We start from the raw sequence: 16,884 nt of genomic DNA on the forward strand, positions 1-16,884 counted from the left end.
AAGAATAGGGAAGGAAAAAAATATGCTCAGAGCAAAAGATATCACTCATGCTCATAAAGTGTTAAAAGATGCGGTTGTCAATACTCCGCTTGACTACGACCATTATTTGTCGGAGAAGTACCAGGCCAAGATTTACCTGAAGAAGGAAAATATGCAGCGGGTACGCTCTTTTAAACTCCGCGGGGCTTATTATGCCATTTCTCAACTTAATGAAGAGGAGCGCCAGCGTGGAGTTGTCTGTGCTTCTGCGGGAAATCACGCCCAAGGAGTGGCCTATACTTGTAAGGAAATGAAAATTCCAGCAACTATTTTTATGCCCATCACGACTCCTCAGCAGAAGATTAGCCAGGTTCGCTTCTTTGGCGGTGAATTTGTGGATATCAAGCTGGTTGGAGATACCTTTGATGCTTCGGCCAAGGCAGCGCTTGACTATACTGAGGCTGAAAATCGCACCTTTATCGATCCTTTTGATAATGAAGATGTCCAAGCTGGTCAAGGAACAGTGGCCTACGAAATCTTAGACGAGGCCAAGAGAGAAGCTATCACTTTTGATGCAGTTTTAGTACCAGTTGGCGGCGGCGGCCTGATATCAGGAGTCTCAACCTATATCAAAGAAAGTCAGCCAGCTATCGAAGTTATTGGTGTGGAAGCCAACGGTGCCCGCAGTATGAAAGCAGCCTTTGAAGCTGGAGGTCCGGTCAAGCTTAAAGAAATCGACAAATTTGCGGACGGTATCGCAGTCCAGAAGGTCGGTGCGTCAACCTATGAGGTTACACAAAAGAATGTTCAAAACCTTATTGGTGTAGATGAAGGTCTTATTTCAGAGACCATCATTGACCTATACTCCAAGCAAGGGATTGTCGCAGAGCCAGCTGGTGCGGCAAGTGTTGCTGCTTTGGAAGTTCTGAGCGAGTATATTAAAGGGAAGACTATCTGTTGCATTATCTCAGGTGGTAATAATGACATCAACCGTATGCCAGAGATGGAAGAACGGGCACTTATTTATGATGGTATTAAGCACTATTTTGTGGTTAACTTCCCGCAGCGTCCAGGTGCCTTGCGTGAATTCGTAAATGATATTTTAGGACCCAATGACGACATCACTCGTTTTGAATATATCAAGCGGGCAAGCAAGGGAACGGGACCAGTTTTGATTGGTATTTCACTGGCAGATAAGCATGATTATGCTTCTTTGATTAACCGTATTGAGCAGTTCGATCCGTCCTTTATCAATCTGAACGGGAATGAAACACTCTACAATATGCTTGTCTAATTCTAAATATATTTTAGCCTAATTTGTATGCTTTCGTTTGAAACTGCAAATTAAATATGTTAGAATATACTATAGTGAATCAAGGAGGCTTGAACATGTTTTTTATTCCATTTTTCTTTATCATATTGATCATAATCTTTATATTCTTGATGCTTAGTGCAGTCTATGTGGTTCGTCAGCAATCTGTGGCAATCATTGAGCGTTTTGGACGCTATCACAAAACCAGCAGCAGCGGTATCAATTTCCGCCTTCCTTTAGGGATTGACAAGATAGCAGCTCGTGTTCAGCTGCGTTTGCTGCAGAGCGAGATTATCGTTGAAACTAAGACACAGGATAATGTGTTCGTAACCATGAATGTTGCGACACAATATCGTGTAAATGAAAACAACGTGATTGATGCGTACTACAAGCTTATGAGACCGGAAGCGCAGATTAAGTCCTATATTGAAGACGCTCTTCGCTCCTCTGTTCCAAAGCTGACCTTGGACGAGCTCTTTGAAAAAAAGGACGAAATTGCCCTAGAAGTCCAAAAACAAGTGGCAGAAGAAATGTCGACCTATGGTTACATTATTGTCAAAACCTTGATTACCAAGGTTGAGCCTGATGCCGAAGTTAAACAGTCTATGAACGAAATCAATGCAGCGCAACGGAAGCGTGTGGCTGCTCAGGAATTGGCAGAGGCTGACAAGATTAAGATTGTGACAGCTGCTTCTGCGGAAGCTGAGAAAGACCGCTTGCATGGTGTTGGTATTGCCGAGCAGCGTAAGGCTATTGTGGATGGTTTGGCAGACTCCATCAAGGAATTGAAGGGAGCCAATATTGAGTTGACAGAAGAGCAGATTATGTCTATTCTTTTGACCAACCAGTACCTGGATACTTTGAATAATTTTGCAGATAGTTCGGGTAATAATACCATCTTCCTTCCAGCAAATCCAGAAGGAGTCGAAAGTATTCGGACTCAGATACTTTCAGCCCTCAAAGCTAAGTAAAGAAAATTCAGAATTATTTAATTTGTTCGAATTTGGTTTGTTTAAGTTGACAAACTGTATAAAAACAATTATAGTAGTTGATGTAGCTAGAATAGAGAGGAGTAAGAAATGGCTAAATCTAATTTCGAGAAAGTAGAATCTGTTGTTAGTTGGGTACGTGATAAGAAGATCACCGGTTACCGTATTAGTAAAGAAACAAATGCACGTGAAATGTCTATCATTGCTCTTGCTCAAGGACGTGCAAAAGTGAAAAATATCTCTTTTGAAACAGCTCTTGGCTTGATTGATTTCTACGACAAAAACCATGAAAAATTTGAAGACTAAACTTCAAAATCGTGCAACTGATATTGCTCATTAAATAAAAAAGGAATCTGGATTTAGTTCCAGATTCCTTTTTGTTTTTGAAAATAGAAGTAATTTAGCTGAGGAAGCGCTGCAGGAATTCTTTGGTTCTTTCTTCTTTTGGATTGGTGAAGATATCCTGTGGGCTGCCAGCTTCAGCGATAACGCCCTTATCCATAAAGATGACACGGCTGGAGACATCACGGGCAAATTCCATTTCGTGGGTCACGACTATCATAGTCAGTCCTTCCTGAGCTAGTTCTTTCATGATTTTCAGAACTTCACCAACCATTTCAGGGTCTAGGGCTGAAGTTGGCTCGTCAAAGAGGATGGCGTCAGGATTCATGGAGAGGGCGCGGGCAATAGCGACCCGCTGCTTCTGACCTCCTGAGAGTTGCTTAGGCTTGGCCTGCCAGTATTGCTCGCCCATGCCAACCTTGTTGAGGTTTTCTTTGGCAATTTTCTCGGCTTCTGACCGTTCTTTTTTCAGGACCGTTGTCTGAGCGACGATGGTATTTTCTAGGACATTAAGATTCTCGAAGAGATTGAAAGACTGAAAGACCATGCCCAGCTTTTCACGGTAATGGGTCAGGTCATAGTTCTCTGCCAAGACATTCTTGCCGCGGTAGAAAATCTGTCCGCCGGTTGGTGTTTCCAGAAGGTTAATGGAGCGCAGGAAGGTTGACTTTCCGCTGCCAGAGCTGCCAATGATGGAAATCACTTCTCCCTTATGAACGGTGAGGGAGATGTCCTTGAGGACTTCGTTTTCACCGTAGGACTTTTTGAGTTTTTTAATTTCTAAAATGGTTTCTGTCATGATTTCACTTCTCCTGTCTGCATTTGATTGGCACCTGTCGTGTAGTTGTCTGTGTCGAAGCGTTTTTCAACATAGCGCAGGATGCGTGTCACGCTGAATGTCAGGACAAAGTAGATTACAGCGATGATAGTAAAGGTTTGGAAGTACTGGTAAGTCTGGGTAGCAATGGTATTTCCAGAGAAATAAAGCTCAACTACCGAGATAACGTTCAACACGGATGTATCCTTGATGTTGATGACGAATTCGTTACCAGTTGCAGGCAGAATATTGCGGACGACCTGAGGCAGAACAATCTTGCGCATGGTCTGGCCATGTGTCATACCCAGTGCTGTTGCGGCCTCAAATTGTCCTTTATCAACGGCAAAGATACCGCCGCGGACAATCTCGCTCATATACGCTCCTGTATTGATAGAGACGATGAAAATAGCAGCGATAGTCCGGTCAATAGAAATTCCGAAAGCCTGGGCTGTTCCGTAGTAAATAACCATGGACTGAACAATCATCGGAGTTCCGCGGAAAATTTCAATATAGACATTTAAGAACCAACCGAAGATTTTTTGCAGTGATGCTAATAATTTATTCTTAGAAGCTGGCGCTGTCCGATAAACGCCAATCAGCAGTCCAATGATGAGACCTGCGATGGTGCCTGTAATCGAAATGAGCAGAGTCAAACCAGCTCCGCGTAGGAATTGCGGCCAGTTTTCAGCCAGAATCTTAGCTACTTGGCTGAAGAATGATTCCTTAGTTGCTTCACTATCCGTATCAACAGGCTGTTTCTGAATCATCTCATCCATCAGCTTGACTTGGTCATTGGTGGTAATCTTAGCGATAGCTGCATTGGCCTGCTCAATACGGTCGTCATTCTTGCGCATCCCAATAGCAATGGAAGCATCTTCTTCGCCGACTTCAAATCCTTTCTCAAACTGAATCATTTTGAAGTTGGAGTTGGCAGTCTCAGCAGTCAAGGCTTCTGGCCGCTCAGAGATATAGCCATCAATAACTCCAGATTCCAAGGCTTGACGCATCTGAGCAAAGTCGCCCATAGCTGTTTCTTTTTTGGCGCCAGGCAGCTGGTCAATGAGATTGTAGAGATAAACTCCTTGCTGGGAAGTAATTTTAGCGTCTTTGAAGTCTTCTAGAGTCTTAGCGGATGCATATTTTCCATCTTTACGAACTAGGAGAACTGGCTCGCTAGTGTAGTAACTGTTGGAAAAGGCGATTTCCTTTTTCCGCTCGGCAGTCGGACTCATACCAGCAATAATCATATCAATCTTGCCAGAGGTCAGAGCAGGAATTAAGCCATTCCAAGAAGTCTTGACAACCAGAGGTTCCTTGCCCATCTCTTGTGCAATTTTTTTGGCAATCTGCACATCGTATCCGTTGGCATATTGGTTGGTTCCTTCGATTTTTACAGCACCGTTGGAGTCATCGTCCTGAGTCCAGTTGAAGGGAGCGTAGGCTGCCTCCATACCGATTTTCAGGTAGTCATCGGCCTGAATAACATGGACTGTTCCTAAGGTGACCAGGAGGGCTGTAAATAGAGTGACTAATAATTTCTTCATGGGTTTCTCCTGCTTATCTAATAATAGTTCTTCCTATTCTATCGAAAATTGCGGTTCTTTTCAATCCTAGTAAGCCCTTACTTGATAAAAATGATATAATAGAGCAAAGTATCTGTAAAGAGAGGTTGAATATGAAGCGATATTTTTATCTTCTGTTGGTTTTATTTTCCTGTCTTTGTTTTGGTCGGGTTGTCTCAGCTGTTGACTATGATATTGAATCCTATCAAGGCGATCTGGCCTTGCGTGAGGACAATACAGCTACCTACACAGAGAAAGTGACCTACAAGTTTAATGATGACTATAATGGTCAGATTGTTTCGCTGGGCTCGGCTGGAAAGATGCCCACTGGCTTTGCTATTGATGGAAATCCGACGGTCTCGATTCTGACAAACGGTGAAACTGATCTGGACTTTAGGCCAGAAATCAAAGACTTGGGAGATGGCTATGAAGTCAAAATCTATAATTCAGGAAACGACGGTGACAGAGTTGTTGTTACTGTGACCTGGCAGTTGAGAAATCTCCTTTTTCTTCACAAGGATATTGCTGAGCTCAACTGGACTCCTATCAGCGACTGGGACCAAGGGATAGGAGAGGTCGTTTTGACGGTTTCTGGCTTGAGCAATCCAGATAAGAGCGAACTCTTTGCTCATAGTGGCTACTTTGGTACCCAGCCTTTCGTGGATAAGGATGGCACTGACTATCTGGTCAAAATCAATGGAATTGGCTCGGGCGATAATGTCGAGCTCCACGGCTATTGGGATCGACAAGCGGTTTCTCTTGTGTCCCAGAATGAAGACGAGAGCGACTACTTGCCAACCTTTAAAGCTCAAGAAGAAAAAATTGCTCGAAAGACGGTCTTTTATCGGCAGCTAGGAGAGATTTATATGCCCTTGCTGCTCTTATGTGTCATCCTTGTAGCGGCTATCCTTTATTTTGTCTTTGCCCAGAAAATCAAGCCTAAGCAGTCTTATCCCAAGAATGCCCGTCTATATGAGGCTCCGCAGGACTTGGCTCCTCTTGTCTTGGCGGAAAATATTTACGCGGTAGACATGGAAGATGTCAACCCAACTAGGGGCGGCAAGGCTGTGCTCAGCTTTGAAAACATGGTCCAAGCGACCCTCTTAGACTTGCTGGATAGGGGCAATCTCCTCCTGCAGGGAGATGCTGAAAATCCTGTTCTGCAAATAGCGACTTATGATGGGCTGGCAGACTTTGAGAGACGTTTTCTGGGCATGGCTTTCAACAAGCAATCCCAGGCTAGGGTGAAAGATCTCTTTTCAGCCTATCAAATTTCAGAAGAAATTTATAAGCACAAGTCTTCTGCGGATGAGTCCTATATCCGTAACATCGGTAGCAATATTAAGTCCTTGTTTACTAACAGTTTGCGCTCCTTATCTAAAGAAGTGCGATCTGAAGGCAAGCGTTTAGGTCTCTTTGGTCACTACCGGCCTCTTAAAGTTCAGGAAAAGAGATTGCTGATTACTGCCATTGTTCTAGCTAGTGCTGTTTTGTTGTTCTCTCTTGGAGTTTGGTTTGTCTATATGGCAGCTTTTGAAAGTCTTATCTGGATATATATTCCTTTAGCACTGGTGGGACTTGTTATGATTTGCATTTTTGCTAGTAAGGCGCAGCTTTATTGGCGAGATGGCGTCCTGAATGATGAAGGCGCGCATGATTACTATCTGTGGAGAAGTTTTTCAAATATGCTACGAGATATTGCCCATCTGGACAAGACGGAAATTGAAGGCATTATCCTCTGGAACCGTCTCTTGGTCTATGCAACCCTCTTTGGCTATGCAGATCGTGTCAGCCGTGTCATGGCTCTGCGCCAGATTCACTTGGAAAATCCATCAATGGACAGCTATGTTCAGGCTAATCTGCACTATGCCTTCTATAGCAGTATGCACAGTTTCTCAAACTACGGTCATGTAGCCACCACAGCCAGCAATTTCTCTGTCTCATCTGGCGGAAGTTCAGGTGGTGGGTTCTCCGGCGGCGGAGGTGGCGGAGGCGGTGGAGCTTTCTAATAGTCAAGCCCTCGCCTATCCGGAAAAGTCTTAGTACTGGCTTTTCCTAGCCTTGAAATTGTGATATAATAAGACCTAATACTCTTTGGGAATTTATATATGACTTTCCTTGAGTAAACCCTTGTTTCAGGAGTATCTATGTTTATCATTGAAATTTTTATCTCTATTATTTACGGTATCATCGAAGGAATCACAGAATGGCTGCCGATTTCCAGTACAGGTCACCTGATTTTGATTCAAGACTTTATCCAGTATAAAAATCAAAGTCCAGCCTTTATGGAAATGTTTAATGTCGTTATCCAGCTGGGAGCAATTTTGGCGGTTGTCGTCATCTATTTTGACAAGCTCAATCCTTTTAAATCAGGCAAGTCAGCACGTCAGGTTCAAAAGACCTGGCAGCTTTGGGCCAAGGTAGTCGTGGCAGCCTTGCCGGCTGCTGTTATCGGCTTATTTTTGGATGATTGGTTTGAAGCGCACTTCTACAATCTAGTCTCTGTGTCAGTGATGCTGATTGTCTATGGCGCAGCTTTTATCTATCTGGAAAGGCGCGAGCATGAGGAGCCTGCTGTGACGGATTTAGCCTATTTGCCTTACAAGACTGCCTTGCAGATTGGTCTCTTTCAGGTTTTAGCTCTCTTTCCTGGGACTAGCCGTTCTGGCGCCACCATTGTCGGTGGTCTCTTGAATGGTGTCAGTCGCTCTGTCGTGACAGAGTTCACTTTCTATCTGGGGATTCCCATTATGTTTGGCGCTAGTGGCTGGAAAATTCTCAAGTTTATCAAGAATGGGAACAGTCTGGGATTTGGGCAAATTTTCTTGCTCTTAGTTGCCATGGGGGTTGCCTTCGGTGTCAGTCTAGTCGTGATTCGTTTCCTGACAGACTATGTCAAAAAGCATGACTTTACCACTTTTGGGAAATATCGGATTGGCCTGGGCGGTGTGCTTCTGGTTTATGCTGCAATCAAAGCCTTGATGGGATAAAAGAGGCAAGTTTAATGTTTCCCTGACTATCTCATGTAGTGAAATAATAAGCTCTCGGAATTTTCTGAGAGCTTTTTTGGTAATTGCTGTTTTCAGACCAATACTAGCTATTTTTTGAAATACGGGGGATTTTTTAGTATAATAGTAGGACTAGAAGTGTATGAGGTAGAGATATGGAAATGAAACAGATTAGTGATTCGACCATAAAAATCACGATTCAGCTGGAAGATTTGGAAGAGCGTGGCATGGAAATGGCCGATTTCTTAGTCCCCCAAGAAAAGACGGAAGAATTTTTCTACACCATCTTAGATGAGTTGGAAATGCCGGATAATTTTTTGGACAGCGGTATGCTGAGTTTTCGTGTGACGCCTAAGCCGGATAAGGTGGATGTGTTTGTTACCAAGTCTAAATTGGATAAGAATCTGAGTTTTGAGGATTTGGCAGATCTGCCAGACATGGATGAGCTGTCTCATATGTCTCCAGATGAATTCCTCAAGACATTGGAAAAGAGCATTTTTGAAAAGAGTAAGGAAGACATAGAAGCAGTCCAATCTTTGGAAACAGCAGAAGCAGAGGAAAGGGAGCAGCTTTCTCAGGAGGTGGCTGATGAGCAGTCAGCAGAAAATGCAGAGCGTTACATTTACTACATCCTGCGATTTGAAGATATTAAGGCTGCTGCGGCTTTTGCCCAGACGGTGGACTATAAGATTGACTTATCAGAGCTTTATAAGTATGATTCAGTTTATTATTTGACGATTTTGGTAGATGTTGAAGGCTTCCCAGAGCGCTATCCAGCTTGGCTCTTGGCCAAAATGCGTGAGTTTGCAGATGATTCAGATATCACTCGGGCAGTGTTGCAGGAGCACGGTCATCTGCTTTTGGTGACAGATGCTGTCTCCGGCCTGCAGAAGGTTGAATGCCTATGATTACTTTTCCATTAAAGTTTATCTTGGTATTGCTGGGAACTTTTTTTATCGGGGTGATTCTGACACCCTTGGTTCGGCTCTTAGCCTTTAAGATTGGTGCGGTAGATTATCCCAATGCTCGCCGCATCAATAAAAAGCCCATGCCTAGCAGTGGCGGGCTGGCGATTGTAGCGGCCTTTTCTATTTCTACTCTGCTCTTGATGCCGCAGATTGTTGCTGTAGATTTTTTTGGACAGACCTATTTTGATTATGTTTGGCCGGTTGTACTAGGTGGTTTGATTATTGCCTTTACAGGGCTGGTCGATGATATCAAAGAGCTGTCGCCCATGCTGAAAATGGGTGGAATTGTTCTAGCAGCCAGCCTAATCTGGTGGCTGACAGATTTCCGATTGGATGATTTTAAGATTCCTTTTGGCGGACCTTTCCTGCATTTTGAGCCTTGGCTGTCCTATATTTTGACAGTGGTGTGGATTATTTCTATCACTAATGCGGTTAATTTGATTGACGGTTTGGATGGTCTGGTGAGTGGGGTGTCTATCATCTCCTTGGTGACGATGGGGATTGTTTCTTACTTCTTTTTGCCCCAGCATAATCTCTTTTTGACCTTGACTATTTTCGTCTTGGTCTTGTCAATTGCAGGTTTTTTCCCTTACAATTACCACCCAGCTATCATCTATCTTGGTGATACGGGGGCTCTTTTCATCGGCTTTATGATTGCTGTTCTGTCCTTGCAAGGGCTGAAAAATGCGACGGCTGTTGCAGTGGTGACTCCTATGATTATCTTAGGGGTACCGATTACAGATACTTTTCTGGCGATTATCCGCCGTACTCTGTCTGGTCAGAAATTCTACACGCCTGACAAGCACCATCTCCACCATAGGCTCTTGTCTCTGGGATTGACTCACCGAGGAACAGTGCTGGTTATCTACGGAATTTCGCTGGTCTTTGCCATGATTTCTCTCTTGTTGAATGTTTCCAGTCGAATTGGTGGCGTGCTCTTGATGATTGGCTTACTTCTGGGTGTTGAGCTCTTTGCTGAACTCGTCGGAGTTTTGGGACCCAATCGTACTCCTTTGCTCAATATTCTCCGCTTTATTGGCAACTCCTCTTATCGAGAGGAAGTTCGACGGAAATGGCGCCAAAAGAGGAATAAATAAGAATAGCTCTAAACAAAATAAAAGCCTTTTGGGCTTTTTTTTGGTATACTAAAGTGTGTAAATCAGCTAAGCAAAGAAAGGAAAAAGAAATGTCTGTCTTAGAAATCAAAGATCTTCATGTTGAAATCGAAGGGAAAAAAATTCTCAAAGGGGTGAATCTCACTCTGAAAACAGGAGAGGTTGCAGCTATTATGGGCCCAAATGGAACAGGGAAGTCCACCTTGTCTGCAGCCATCATGGGCAATCCTAACTACGAAGTGACTCAAGGAGAGGTGCTTTTTGATGGAGTCAATATCTTGGAGTTGGAAGTGGATGAGCGTGCTCGCATGGGACTCTTCCTGGCTATGCAGTACCCTAGTGAAATTCCTGGTATTACTAATGCAGAGTTTCTACGTGCAGCTATGAATGCTGGCAAGGAAGAAGAGGAAAAAATCTCTGTCCGCGACTTTATCATGAAGCTGGATGAAAAGATGGAACTGCTCAACATGAAAGAAGAAATGGCTGAGCGTTACCTTAATGAAGGTTTCTCCGGTGGTGAAAAGAAGCGCAATGAAATCCTGCAGTTGCTCATGCTTGAGCCGACTTTTGCACTCTTGGATGAGATTGACTCAGGTCTGGATATCGATGCTCTTAAGGTTGTGTCCAAAGGGGTTAATGCTATGCGCGGTGAAGGCTTTGGTGCTATGATTATCACCCACTACCAACGCCTACTCAACTATATCACTCCAGATGTGGTTCATGTTATGATGGATGGTAAAGTCGTTCTTTCTGGCGGTCCAGAATTGGCAGTCCGCTTGGAGAAAGAAGGCTATGCTAAATTGGCTGAAGAGTTGGGCTTCACCTATACCGAAGAAGCCTAGTCAAACATTCTTTTGACTTTGATAAAAGATAGGAGAATGACATGACTAAAGAATTAATTCAAGAATTTTCACAGCTACATGCAGAGCCAGACTGGCTCTTTCAACTGCGCCAGCAGGCCTTTGATAAGATTGACCAGTTAGAATTGCCGCGTATTGAGCGGGTTAAATTTCATCGCTGGAATCTGGGTGACGGCCGTATTTCAGAGAGTGAGCCGCTGACAAGTGTTCCAGACTTTACAGCCCTAGATGACAATCTCAAGCTTGTCCAAGTGGGAACTAATACTGTTCTGGAGCAATTGCCGGCTGACTTGGCGGCGCAAGGTGTAATCTTCACAGATTTCCACTCTGCTTTGGAAGAGATTCCAGAGCTGGTAGAGAAGCATTTTATGTCCGCGATCAAGTATGATGAGGACAAATTGGCAGCTTACCACACGGCCTATTTCAACAGCGGTGCGGTTCTTTATGTACCGGACAATGTTGAGATTGACCAGCCGATTGAAGGAATTTTTTATCAGGACGGCGAAAGCGATGTTCCTTTTAACAAGCATATTTTGATTATCGCAGGCAAGCATTCCAAGGTTAACTACTTGGAACGCTTAGAAACTTACGGCGAGGGCTCTGTTCCAGTAACAGCCAATATCACTGTTGAAGTCATTGCTCAGGCTGGTGCTCAGATTAAGTTTTCTGCTATTGACCGCTTGGGCGAAAATGTAACGGCTTATATCAGCCGTCGCGGTAAGCTGGACAATGATGCCATGATTGACTGGGCTATCGGCGTTATGAACGAAGGCAATGTCGTGGCTGACTTTGACAGCGACCTCTATGGCAAGGGTAGCCATGCGGATATGAAGGTGGTAGCTCTCTCAAGCGGTAAGCAGGTTCAAGGGATTGACACCCGCGTAACTAACTATGGCTGCAACTCTATCGGAAATATCCTGCAGCACGGGGTCATCCTAGAAAAAGGAACCCTGACCTTCAATGGTATCGGTCATATTATCAAAGGGGCTAAGGGAGCAGACGCCCAGCAGGAAAGTCGGGTTCTTATGCTGTCTGATCAAGCGCGCTCAGATGCTAATCCAATCCTCTTGATTGATGAAAACGATGTGACAGCTGGTCACGCAGCTTCTATCGGTCAGGTAGATCCAGAGGATATGTATTACCTCATGAGTCGGGGCCTTGATAAGGCGACGGCTGAACGCTTGGTCGTGCGCGGCTTCTTGGGCTCAGTGATTGTGGAAATCCCTGTTAAGGAAGTCCGTGATGAAATGATTGAAAATATCGATATTATTCTCGCAAAAAGATAAAAAGCTGGGCCTTGTCCCGTGTAAGTAGATAGGAGTCTTCATGTCTGGATTTAATGCAGAAGCAATCAAGCAAGATTTTCCCATTTTGGACCAAATTGTCAATGATGAGCCTTTGGTTTATTTGGATAATGCGGCGACAACCCAGAAACCCAAGCAGGTGCTGGCAGCTATCGAAGACTATTATCTTAGAGACAATGCCAACGTCCACCGCGGTGTGCATACGCTAGCCGAACGGGCGACGGCAGCTTATGAAGCAGCCAGGGAAAGAGTGCGTTCTTTTATCAATGCATCCTCTAGCAGAGAAGTCCTATTTACACGAGGAACCACGACGAGTCTCAATTGGGTGGCTCAGTTTGCAGCTGAAAGGCTGCAGCCTGGTGATGAAGTGATGATTTCTATCATGGAGCACCATTCCAATGTCATTCCCTGGCAGGCAGCTTGTAGGAAGACCGGAGCCAAGTTAGTCTATGTCTATCTCAAGGATGGTGCTCTGGATATGGAGGATTTCCGTGCCAAGCTCAATGAGCGGACCAAGTTGGTCTCTCTGGCTCATGCTTCTAATGTCCTCGGTGTCATCAATCCCATCAAGGAGATTGCCCAGCTGGTTCATCAGCAAGGAGCGCTTTTGGTGGTGGATGGGGCTCAATCCATTCCACACATGAAGATTGATGTGCAGGATTTGGATGTGGACTTTTTCGCCTTTTCGGGACATAAGATGGCAGGTCCAACTGGTATCGGGGTACTCTATGGCAAGGAAGAACTGCTAGAGAAGATGTCACCGGTCGAGTTTGGCGGCGAAATGATTGATTTTGTCTATGAGCAGGAAGCGACATGGAAGGAGCTTCCTTGGAAGTTTGAGGCTGGAACTCCGAATATGGCAGGAGCAATCGGTCTTGCGGCGGCCATTGATTATTTGGAAGACTTGGGCATGGATGCCATTGCTCAGCATGAGCAGGACCTGATTGCCTACGTATTTCCTAAGCTGCAGGCAGTGGAAGGTTTGACCATTTATGGCTCTCAGGATTTGGCCCAGCGATCAGGTGTGATTGCCTTTAACCTGGATGGTCTCCATCCGCATGATGTCGCGACGGCTCTAGACTACGAAGGAGTAGCTGTTCGGGCGGGTCACCATTGTGCCCAGCCTTTGCTCACCTATCTACAGGTGTCAGCGACTGTGCGGGCTAGCTTTTATATCTACAATACCTATGCAGATTGTGACAAGCTGGTAGATGCTTTAGAAAAGACAAAGGAGTTTTTCAATGGTGCTTTCTAAGTTAGACAGTCTTTACAAGGCGGTTGTGACGGACCACTCGGCTCACCCCCATCATCATGGTAAGCTGGAAGATGCAGAGCAAGTAGTTCTCAATAATCCGACCTGTGGTGATGTCATCAGCCTGTCTGTGAAGTTTAATGCGGAAGATAAGATTGAGGATATTGCCTTTGTAAATTCTGGCTGTACCATCTCAACGGCTTCGGCCAGCATGATGACGGATGCGGTTCTGGGCAAGACAAAAGAGCAGGCGCTGGAATTAGCAGAGGTCTTCTCGCAGATGGTTCAGGGCCAGGAAGACAGTCGCCAGAAAGAATTGGGAGATGGAGCCTTTTTAGCAGGCGTTGCCAAATTCCCGCAGCGAATTAAGTGTGCGACCTTGGGTTGGAATGCCCTCAAGCGAGCAATTGAAGAAGATAAAAAGTAAGAATGTGAAAGGAAATTATGTCAGAAGAAAGAGTAGAACCAAAACCGATTGATCTCGGTGAGTACAAGTTTGGTTTCCATGACGATGTTGAACCTGTCCTCTCGACAGGGAAAGGGCTGAATGAAGCGGTCATTCGTGAGCTTTCTGCAGCCAAGGATGAACCAGAGTGGATGCTGGATTTCCGCCTCAAATCCTACGAAGCTTTCAAGAAGATGCCGATGCAGACTTGGGGGCCGGATTTGTCGGAAATTAATTTTGATGACTTGATTTATTACCAAAAGGCCTCTGATAAGCCTGCTAGAAGCTGGGATGAAGTGCCTGAGAAGATTAAGGAAACTTTTGAGAAAATTGGGATTCCAGAAGCGGAGCGGGCCTACCTGGCTGGTGCGGCGGCCCAGTATGAGTCTGAAGTGGTTTATCACAATATGAAGGAAGAGTTCCAAAAGCTTGGGATCGTCTTTACGGATACCGACTCAGCCCTTAAGGAATACCCAGAGCTCTTCAAACAGTATTTTGCTAAGCTGGTCCCTCCAACAGATAACAAGCTAGCAGCTCTCAACTCCGCCGTCTGGTCTGGTGGTACCTTTATCTATGTGCCAAAAGGCGTTAAGGTAGATGTTCCTTTGCAGACTTATTTCCGGATTAACAATGAAAATTCGGGTCAGTTTGAGCGGACTTTGATTATTGTCGATGAGGGCGCTAGCGTCCATTATGTTGAGGGATGTACAGCTCCAACGTATTCTAGTAATAGTCTACATGCTGCGATTGTTGAAATTTTTGCCCTCGATGGGGCCTATATGCGCTACACCACTATTCAAAACTGGTCCGATAATGTCTACAACCTCGTGACCAAGCGGGCGAGGGCTATGAAAGATGCGACGGTTGAGTGGATTGATGGGAACCTTGGTGCAAAAACAACTATGAAGTATCCGTCTGTCTATCTGGACGGACCTGGAGCGCGTGGAACTATGCTTTCTATTGCCTTTGCCAATACCAATCAGCACCAAGATACAGGAGCTAAGATGATTCACAATGCTCCGCATACCAGCTCATCTATCGTGTCTAAGTCCATTGCTAAGGGCGGAGGTAAGGTGGATTACCGCGGTCAAGTGACCTTTGGAAAGAATTCACAGAAATCTGTCAGCCATATTGAGTGTGATACGATTATCATGGATGATATTTCGGCGTCAGATACCATTCCTTTTAATGAAATTCATAACTCTCAAGTGGCTCTGGAGCATGAGGCCAAGGTTTCTAAGATTTCAGAAGAGCAGCTCTACTATCTCATGAGCCGTGGCTTGTCCGAATCCGAAGCAACCGAAATGATTGTCATGGGCTTTGTCGAGCCATTCACCAAAGAACTGCCTATGGAATACGCTGTTGAGCTTAACCGCCTTATTAGCTATGAAATGGAAGGATCAGTTGGGTAAAACTTTAAATCACTGCTTGAAGAACCGCACTGGGAGTTAATATTCAAAGAAGTTTGCTAGTTCTAGTCCAACATTTACAAACCATACAAAACAACCGCGAATCATTTAATTCGCGGCTTTTCTTTATAGTTTCTCGTTGACATAGCGGACAAAGTCATTCCACCAGACCTTGAAGAAAATACTTTTTTCCACCTCTTGACCTGCCACCATTGTGACAGAGGGTGCTTTGTTTTCCAGATAGCCTTGGCCGATTGGTTCAGGGTCGGTATAGGTCAAGGTACCGAGTTCAGTATTTTTTTTCAGCGGAGCTTGGAAGCCTTTTTCGTTGGTGGAAAATTCCACTTTGTGTTCCGCCTGATTGGCGATGCGTTCAATGATAGTGAAGTCCTTACTAGCAACGGCTGGCACGGTTTTTTGTTTTCCGTCAATAACGGTTGAATGGCTTTTATTGTAGGCTTCACCCTCGGCCACAATGGTCGTCTGGGTGAAGTTTTGCGAAACATAGTTCATCAAAGACGCTGTGGCTACAAACCGTGCGTAAGGGTCTCTGTCAGTTTGCTCAACGTCCAGCACAACAGTAATCATGCGGATGCCATTTTCAGTAGTCGTTGCAACAAAGGAAGAGCCTCCCTTATCAGAAGAGCCGGCTTTAAGTCCGTCTACACCTGAGCGGAAGTTGGACTGGTTTTCCAGCATGAAGTTATAATTTTCCAGACTCGTCCCTGCAATTTTGGCTGTAGACTTGGACGTGATGTCTGTGACTTGAGGGAAGACCATAATCAGATGCCGGCTGATAACAGCCAAGTCGTAGGCGCTGAATTTATTTTCAGTATCCTTATTTTTTTTAGCTGTGCTAGCTGAGGCAGTGTAGTCAGTTTCTTCAGATGCGTATTCTAGAAGAAGAGTATTTAGCCCTGTGGAGTTCACAATAGTTGCATCTTTGATTCCCCATTCTTTGAGCTTGGCTTTCATCATTTGGACGAAATTTTCTTCGCTGCCCCCAACCTTCTCAGCCAAGGCAATCGTAGCACTGTTGGCGCTGGACATCAAGGAGGCGGCAATCAAGTCCTTGACTTTGTAACGTCTGGCTTCCAAAGGGACATTACTGATATTTGGATTAGCTGTCAGATTGTAGGCGTAGTCTGAAATATCAACATAGGTATCGGCAGTCAGATCTCCTCTGTCAATGGCTTCGTAGACCAGATAGACGGTCAAAAGATTGGTGATAGAGCCGACTTCAATTGGAGTATTAGCATCTTTTTCGTAGAGAATCTTTCCGGAAGTAGCATCCACGGCCATTGCACTTTTAGCGGCAATGTTGTAATCATCTGCTGCAACTTTGCTGGCGGTCATTCCGACCAAAACTAGTAAACATAGGAATAATCGTTTCATTTCTTTCCCCTAAAACAAGATATAACCATTGTATCATAAAATTCTCTTTTCTTTTACAAATCAAGGATAATAAAATATTATAAGATAAATGTAAAGAAAAGTAGAACAATCTCCTTTAAGAGATTTT

General features: G+C 44.6%; 15 protein-coding genes. 12 read left to right on the forward strand and 3 right to left on the reverse strand.

The annotated features are described in order from the left end of the window. Nucleotides 1–22: 22 nt before the first annotated feature. The 3 genes from ilvA to RG608_RS10605 all read left to right on the forward strand — a co-directional run bounded on the left by ilvA (nucleotide 23) and on the right by RG608_RS10605 (nucleotide 2,586). Nucleotides 23–1,273: a threonine ammonia-lyase IlvA gene (ilvA, locus tag RG608_RS10595; RefSeq protein WP_268686836.1), complete on the forward strand. Its 1,251-nt coding sequence runs from the start codon at nucleotides 23–25 to the stop codon at nucleotides 1,271–1,273. A gap of 56 nt (nucleotides 1,274–1,329) precedes the next feature. Next, nucleotides 1,330–2,262 (forward strand): SPFH domain-containing protein, encoded by a 933-nt coding sequence (locus RG608_RS10600; RefSeq protein WP_268686835.1) that lies wholly within the window; start codon nucleotides 1,330–1,332, stop codon nucleotides 2,260–2,262. A gap of 108 nt (nucleotides 2,263–2,370) precedes the next feature. Continuing rightward, a complete protein-coding gene (locus RG608_RS10605; protein ID WP_002893653.1) occupies nucleotides 2,371–2,586 on the forward strand; it encodes a hypothetical protein in 216 nt (71 codons plus the stop codon). Between the two features lie 94 nt (nucleotides 2,587–2,680). On the opposite strand, the gene RG608_RS10610 is transcribed toward RG608_RS10605, so the two are convergent. Further along, complete coding sequence (locus RG608_RS10610; protein WP_268686834.1) at nucleotides 2,681–3,421, reverse strand: amino acid ABC transporter ATP-binding protein; 741 nt, start codon at nucleotides 3,419–3,421, stop codon at nucleotides 2,681–2,683. Further along, a complete protein-coding gene (locus tag RG608_RS10615; protein ID WP_268686833.1) occupies nucleotides 3,418–4,983 on the reverse strand; it encodes an ABC transporter substrate-binding protein/permease in 1,566 nt (521 codons plus the stop codon). The genes RG608_RS10610 and RG608_RS10615 overlap by 4 nt, the downstream gene beginning before the upstream one ends. 131 nt (nucleotides 4,984–5,114) lie before the next feature. On the opposite strand from RG608_RS10615, the gene RG608_RS10620 reads away from it, so the two are divergent. The 9 genes from RG608_RS10620 to sufB all read left to right on the forward strand — a co-directional run bounded on the left by RG608_RS10620 (nucleotide 5,115) and on the right by sufB (nucleotide 15,365). Next, nucleotides 5,115–7,010, forward strand: a complete 1,896-nt coding sequence (locus RG608_RS10620) for a DUF2207 domain-containing protein (protein ID WP_268686832.1) — start codon at nucleotides 5,115–5,117, stop codon at nucleotides 7,008–7,010. A 138-nt stretch (nucleotides 7,011–7,148) separates the two neighbouring features. After that, nucleotides 7,149–7,991, forward strand: coding sequence for an undecaprenyl-diphosphate phosphatase (locus RG608_RS10625; RefSeq protein ID WP_268686831.1), 843 nt, complete (start codon nucleotides 7,149–7,151; stop codon nucleotides 7,989–7,991). 173 nt (nucleotides 7,992–8,164) lie between these two features. Beyond that, nucleotides 8,165–8,917, forward strand: coding sequence for an adaptor protein MecA (gene mecA / locus RG608_RS10630; RefSeq protein ID WP_268686830.1), 753 nt, complete (start codon nucleotides 8,165–8,167; stop codon nucleotides 8,915–8,917). Then, nucleotides 8,908–10,074 carry a glycosyltransferase family 4 protein gene (locus RG608_RS10635; RefSeq protein WP_002911768.1) on the forward strand — a complete coding sequence of 389 codons (1,167 nt, stop codon included), beginning with the start codon at nucleotides 8,908–8,910 and terminating at the stop codon, nucleotides 10,072–10,074. Before mecA ends, RG608_RS10635 begins: the two co-directional genes overlap by 10 nt. A gap of 89 nt (nucleotides 10,075–10,163) precedes the next feature. Further along, nucleotides 10,164–10,934 carry a Fe-S cluster assembly ATPase SufC gene (gene sufC, locus RG608_RS10640; RefSeq protein ID WP_011837463.1) on the forward strand — a complete coding sequence of 257 codons (771 nt, stop codon included), beginning with the start codon at nucleotides 10,164–10,166 and terminating at the stop codon, nucleotides 10,932–10,934. A 41-nt stretch (nucleotides 10,935–10,975) separates the two neighbouring features. Continuing rightward, nucleotides 10,976–12,238 (forward strand): Fe-S cluster assembly protein SufD, encoded by a 1,263-nt coding sequence (sufD, locus tag RG608_RS10645; RefSeq protein WP_268686829.1) that lies wholly within the window; start codon nucleotides 10,976–10,978, stop codon nucleotides 12,236–12,238. 40 nt (nucleotides 12,239–12,278) lie between these two features. Beyond that, on the forward strand, nucleotides 12,279–13,511 hold the full coding sequence (locus RG608_RS10650; protein ID WP_308946953.1) for a cysteine desulfurase: 1,233 nt from the start codon (nucleotides 12,279–12,281) through the stop codon (nucleotides 13,509–13,511). Continuing rightward, nucleotides 13,498–13,935 (forward strand): Fe-S cluster assembly sulfur transfer protein SufU, encoded by a 438-nt coding sequence (sufU, locus tag RG608_RS10655; protein WP_268686827.1) that lies wholly within the window; start codon nucleotides 13,498–13,500, stop codon nucleotides 13,933–13,935. Before RG608_RS10650 ends, sufU begins: the two co-directional genes overlap by 14 nt. A 17-nt stretch (nucleotides 13,936–13,952) precedes the next feature. Further along, nucleotides 13,953–15,365: a Fe-S cluster assembly protein SufB gene (gene sufB / locus RG608_RS10660; RefSeq protein WP_002893631.1), complete on the forward strand. Its 1,413-nt coding sequence runs from the start codon at nucleotides 13,953–13,955 to the stop codon at nucleotides 15,363–15,365. A 123-nt stretch (nucleotides 15,366–15,488) separates the two neighbouring features. Here sufB and pbp3 read toward each other — a convergent pair whose 3' ends face one another. Then, nucleotides 15,489–16,757, reverse strand: a complete 1,269-nt coding sequence (pbp3, locus tag RG608_RS10665; RefSeq protein WP_268686826.1) for a D-alanyl-D-alanine carboxypeptidase PBP3 — start codon at nucleotides 16,755–16,757, stop codon at nucleotides 15,489–15,491. Nucleotides 16,758–16,884: the final 127 nt, after the last annotated feature.

Origin of the sequence: Streptococcus sp. IsoGale022 (genome assembly GCF_031142805.1) — a bacterium.
GTDB lineage: Bacteria > Bacillota > Bacilli > Lactobacillales > Streptococcaceae > Streptococcus > Streptococcus sanguinis_A.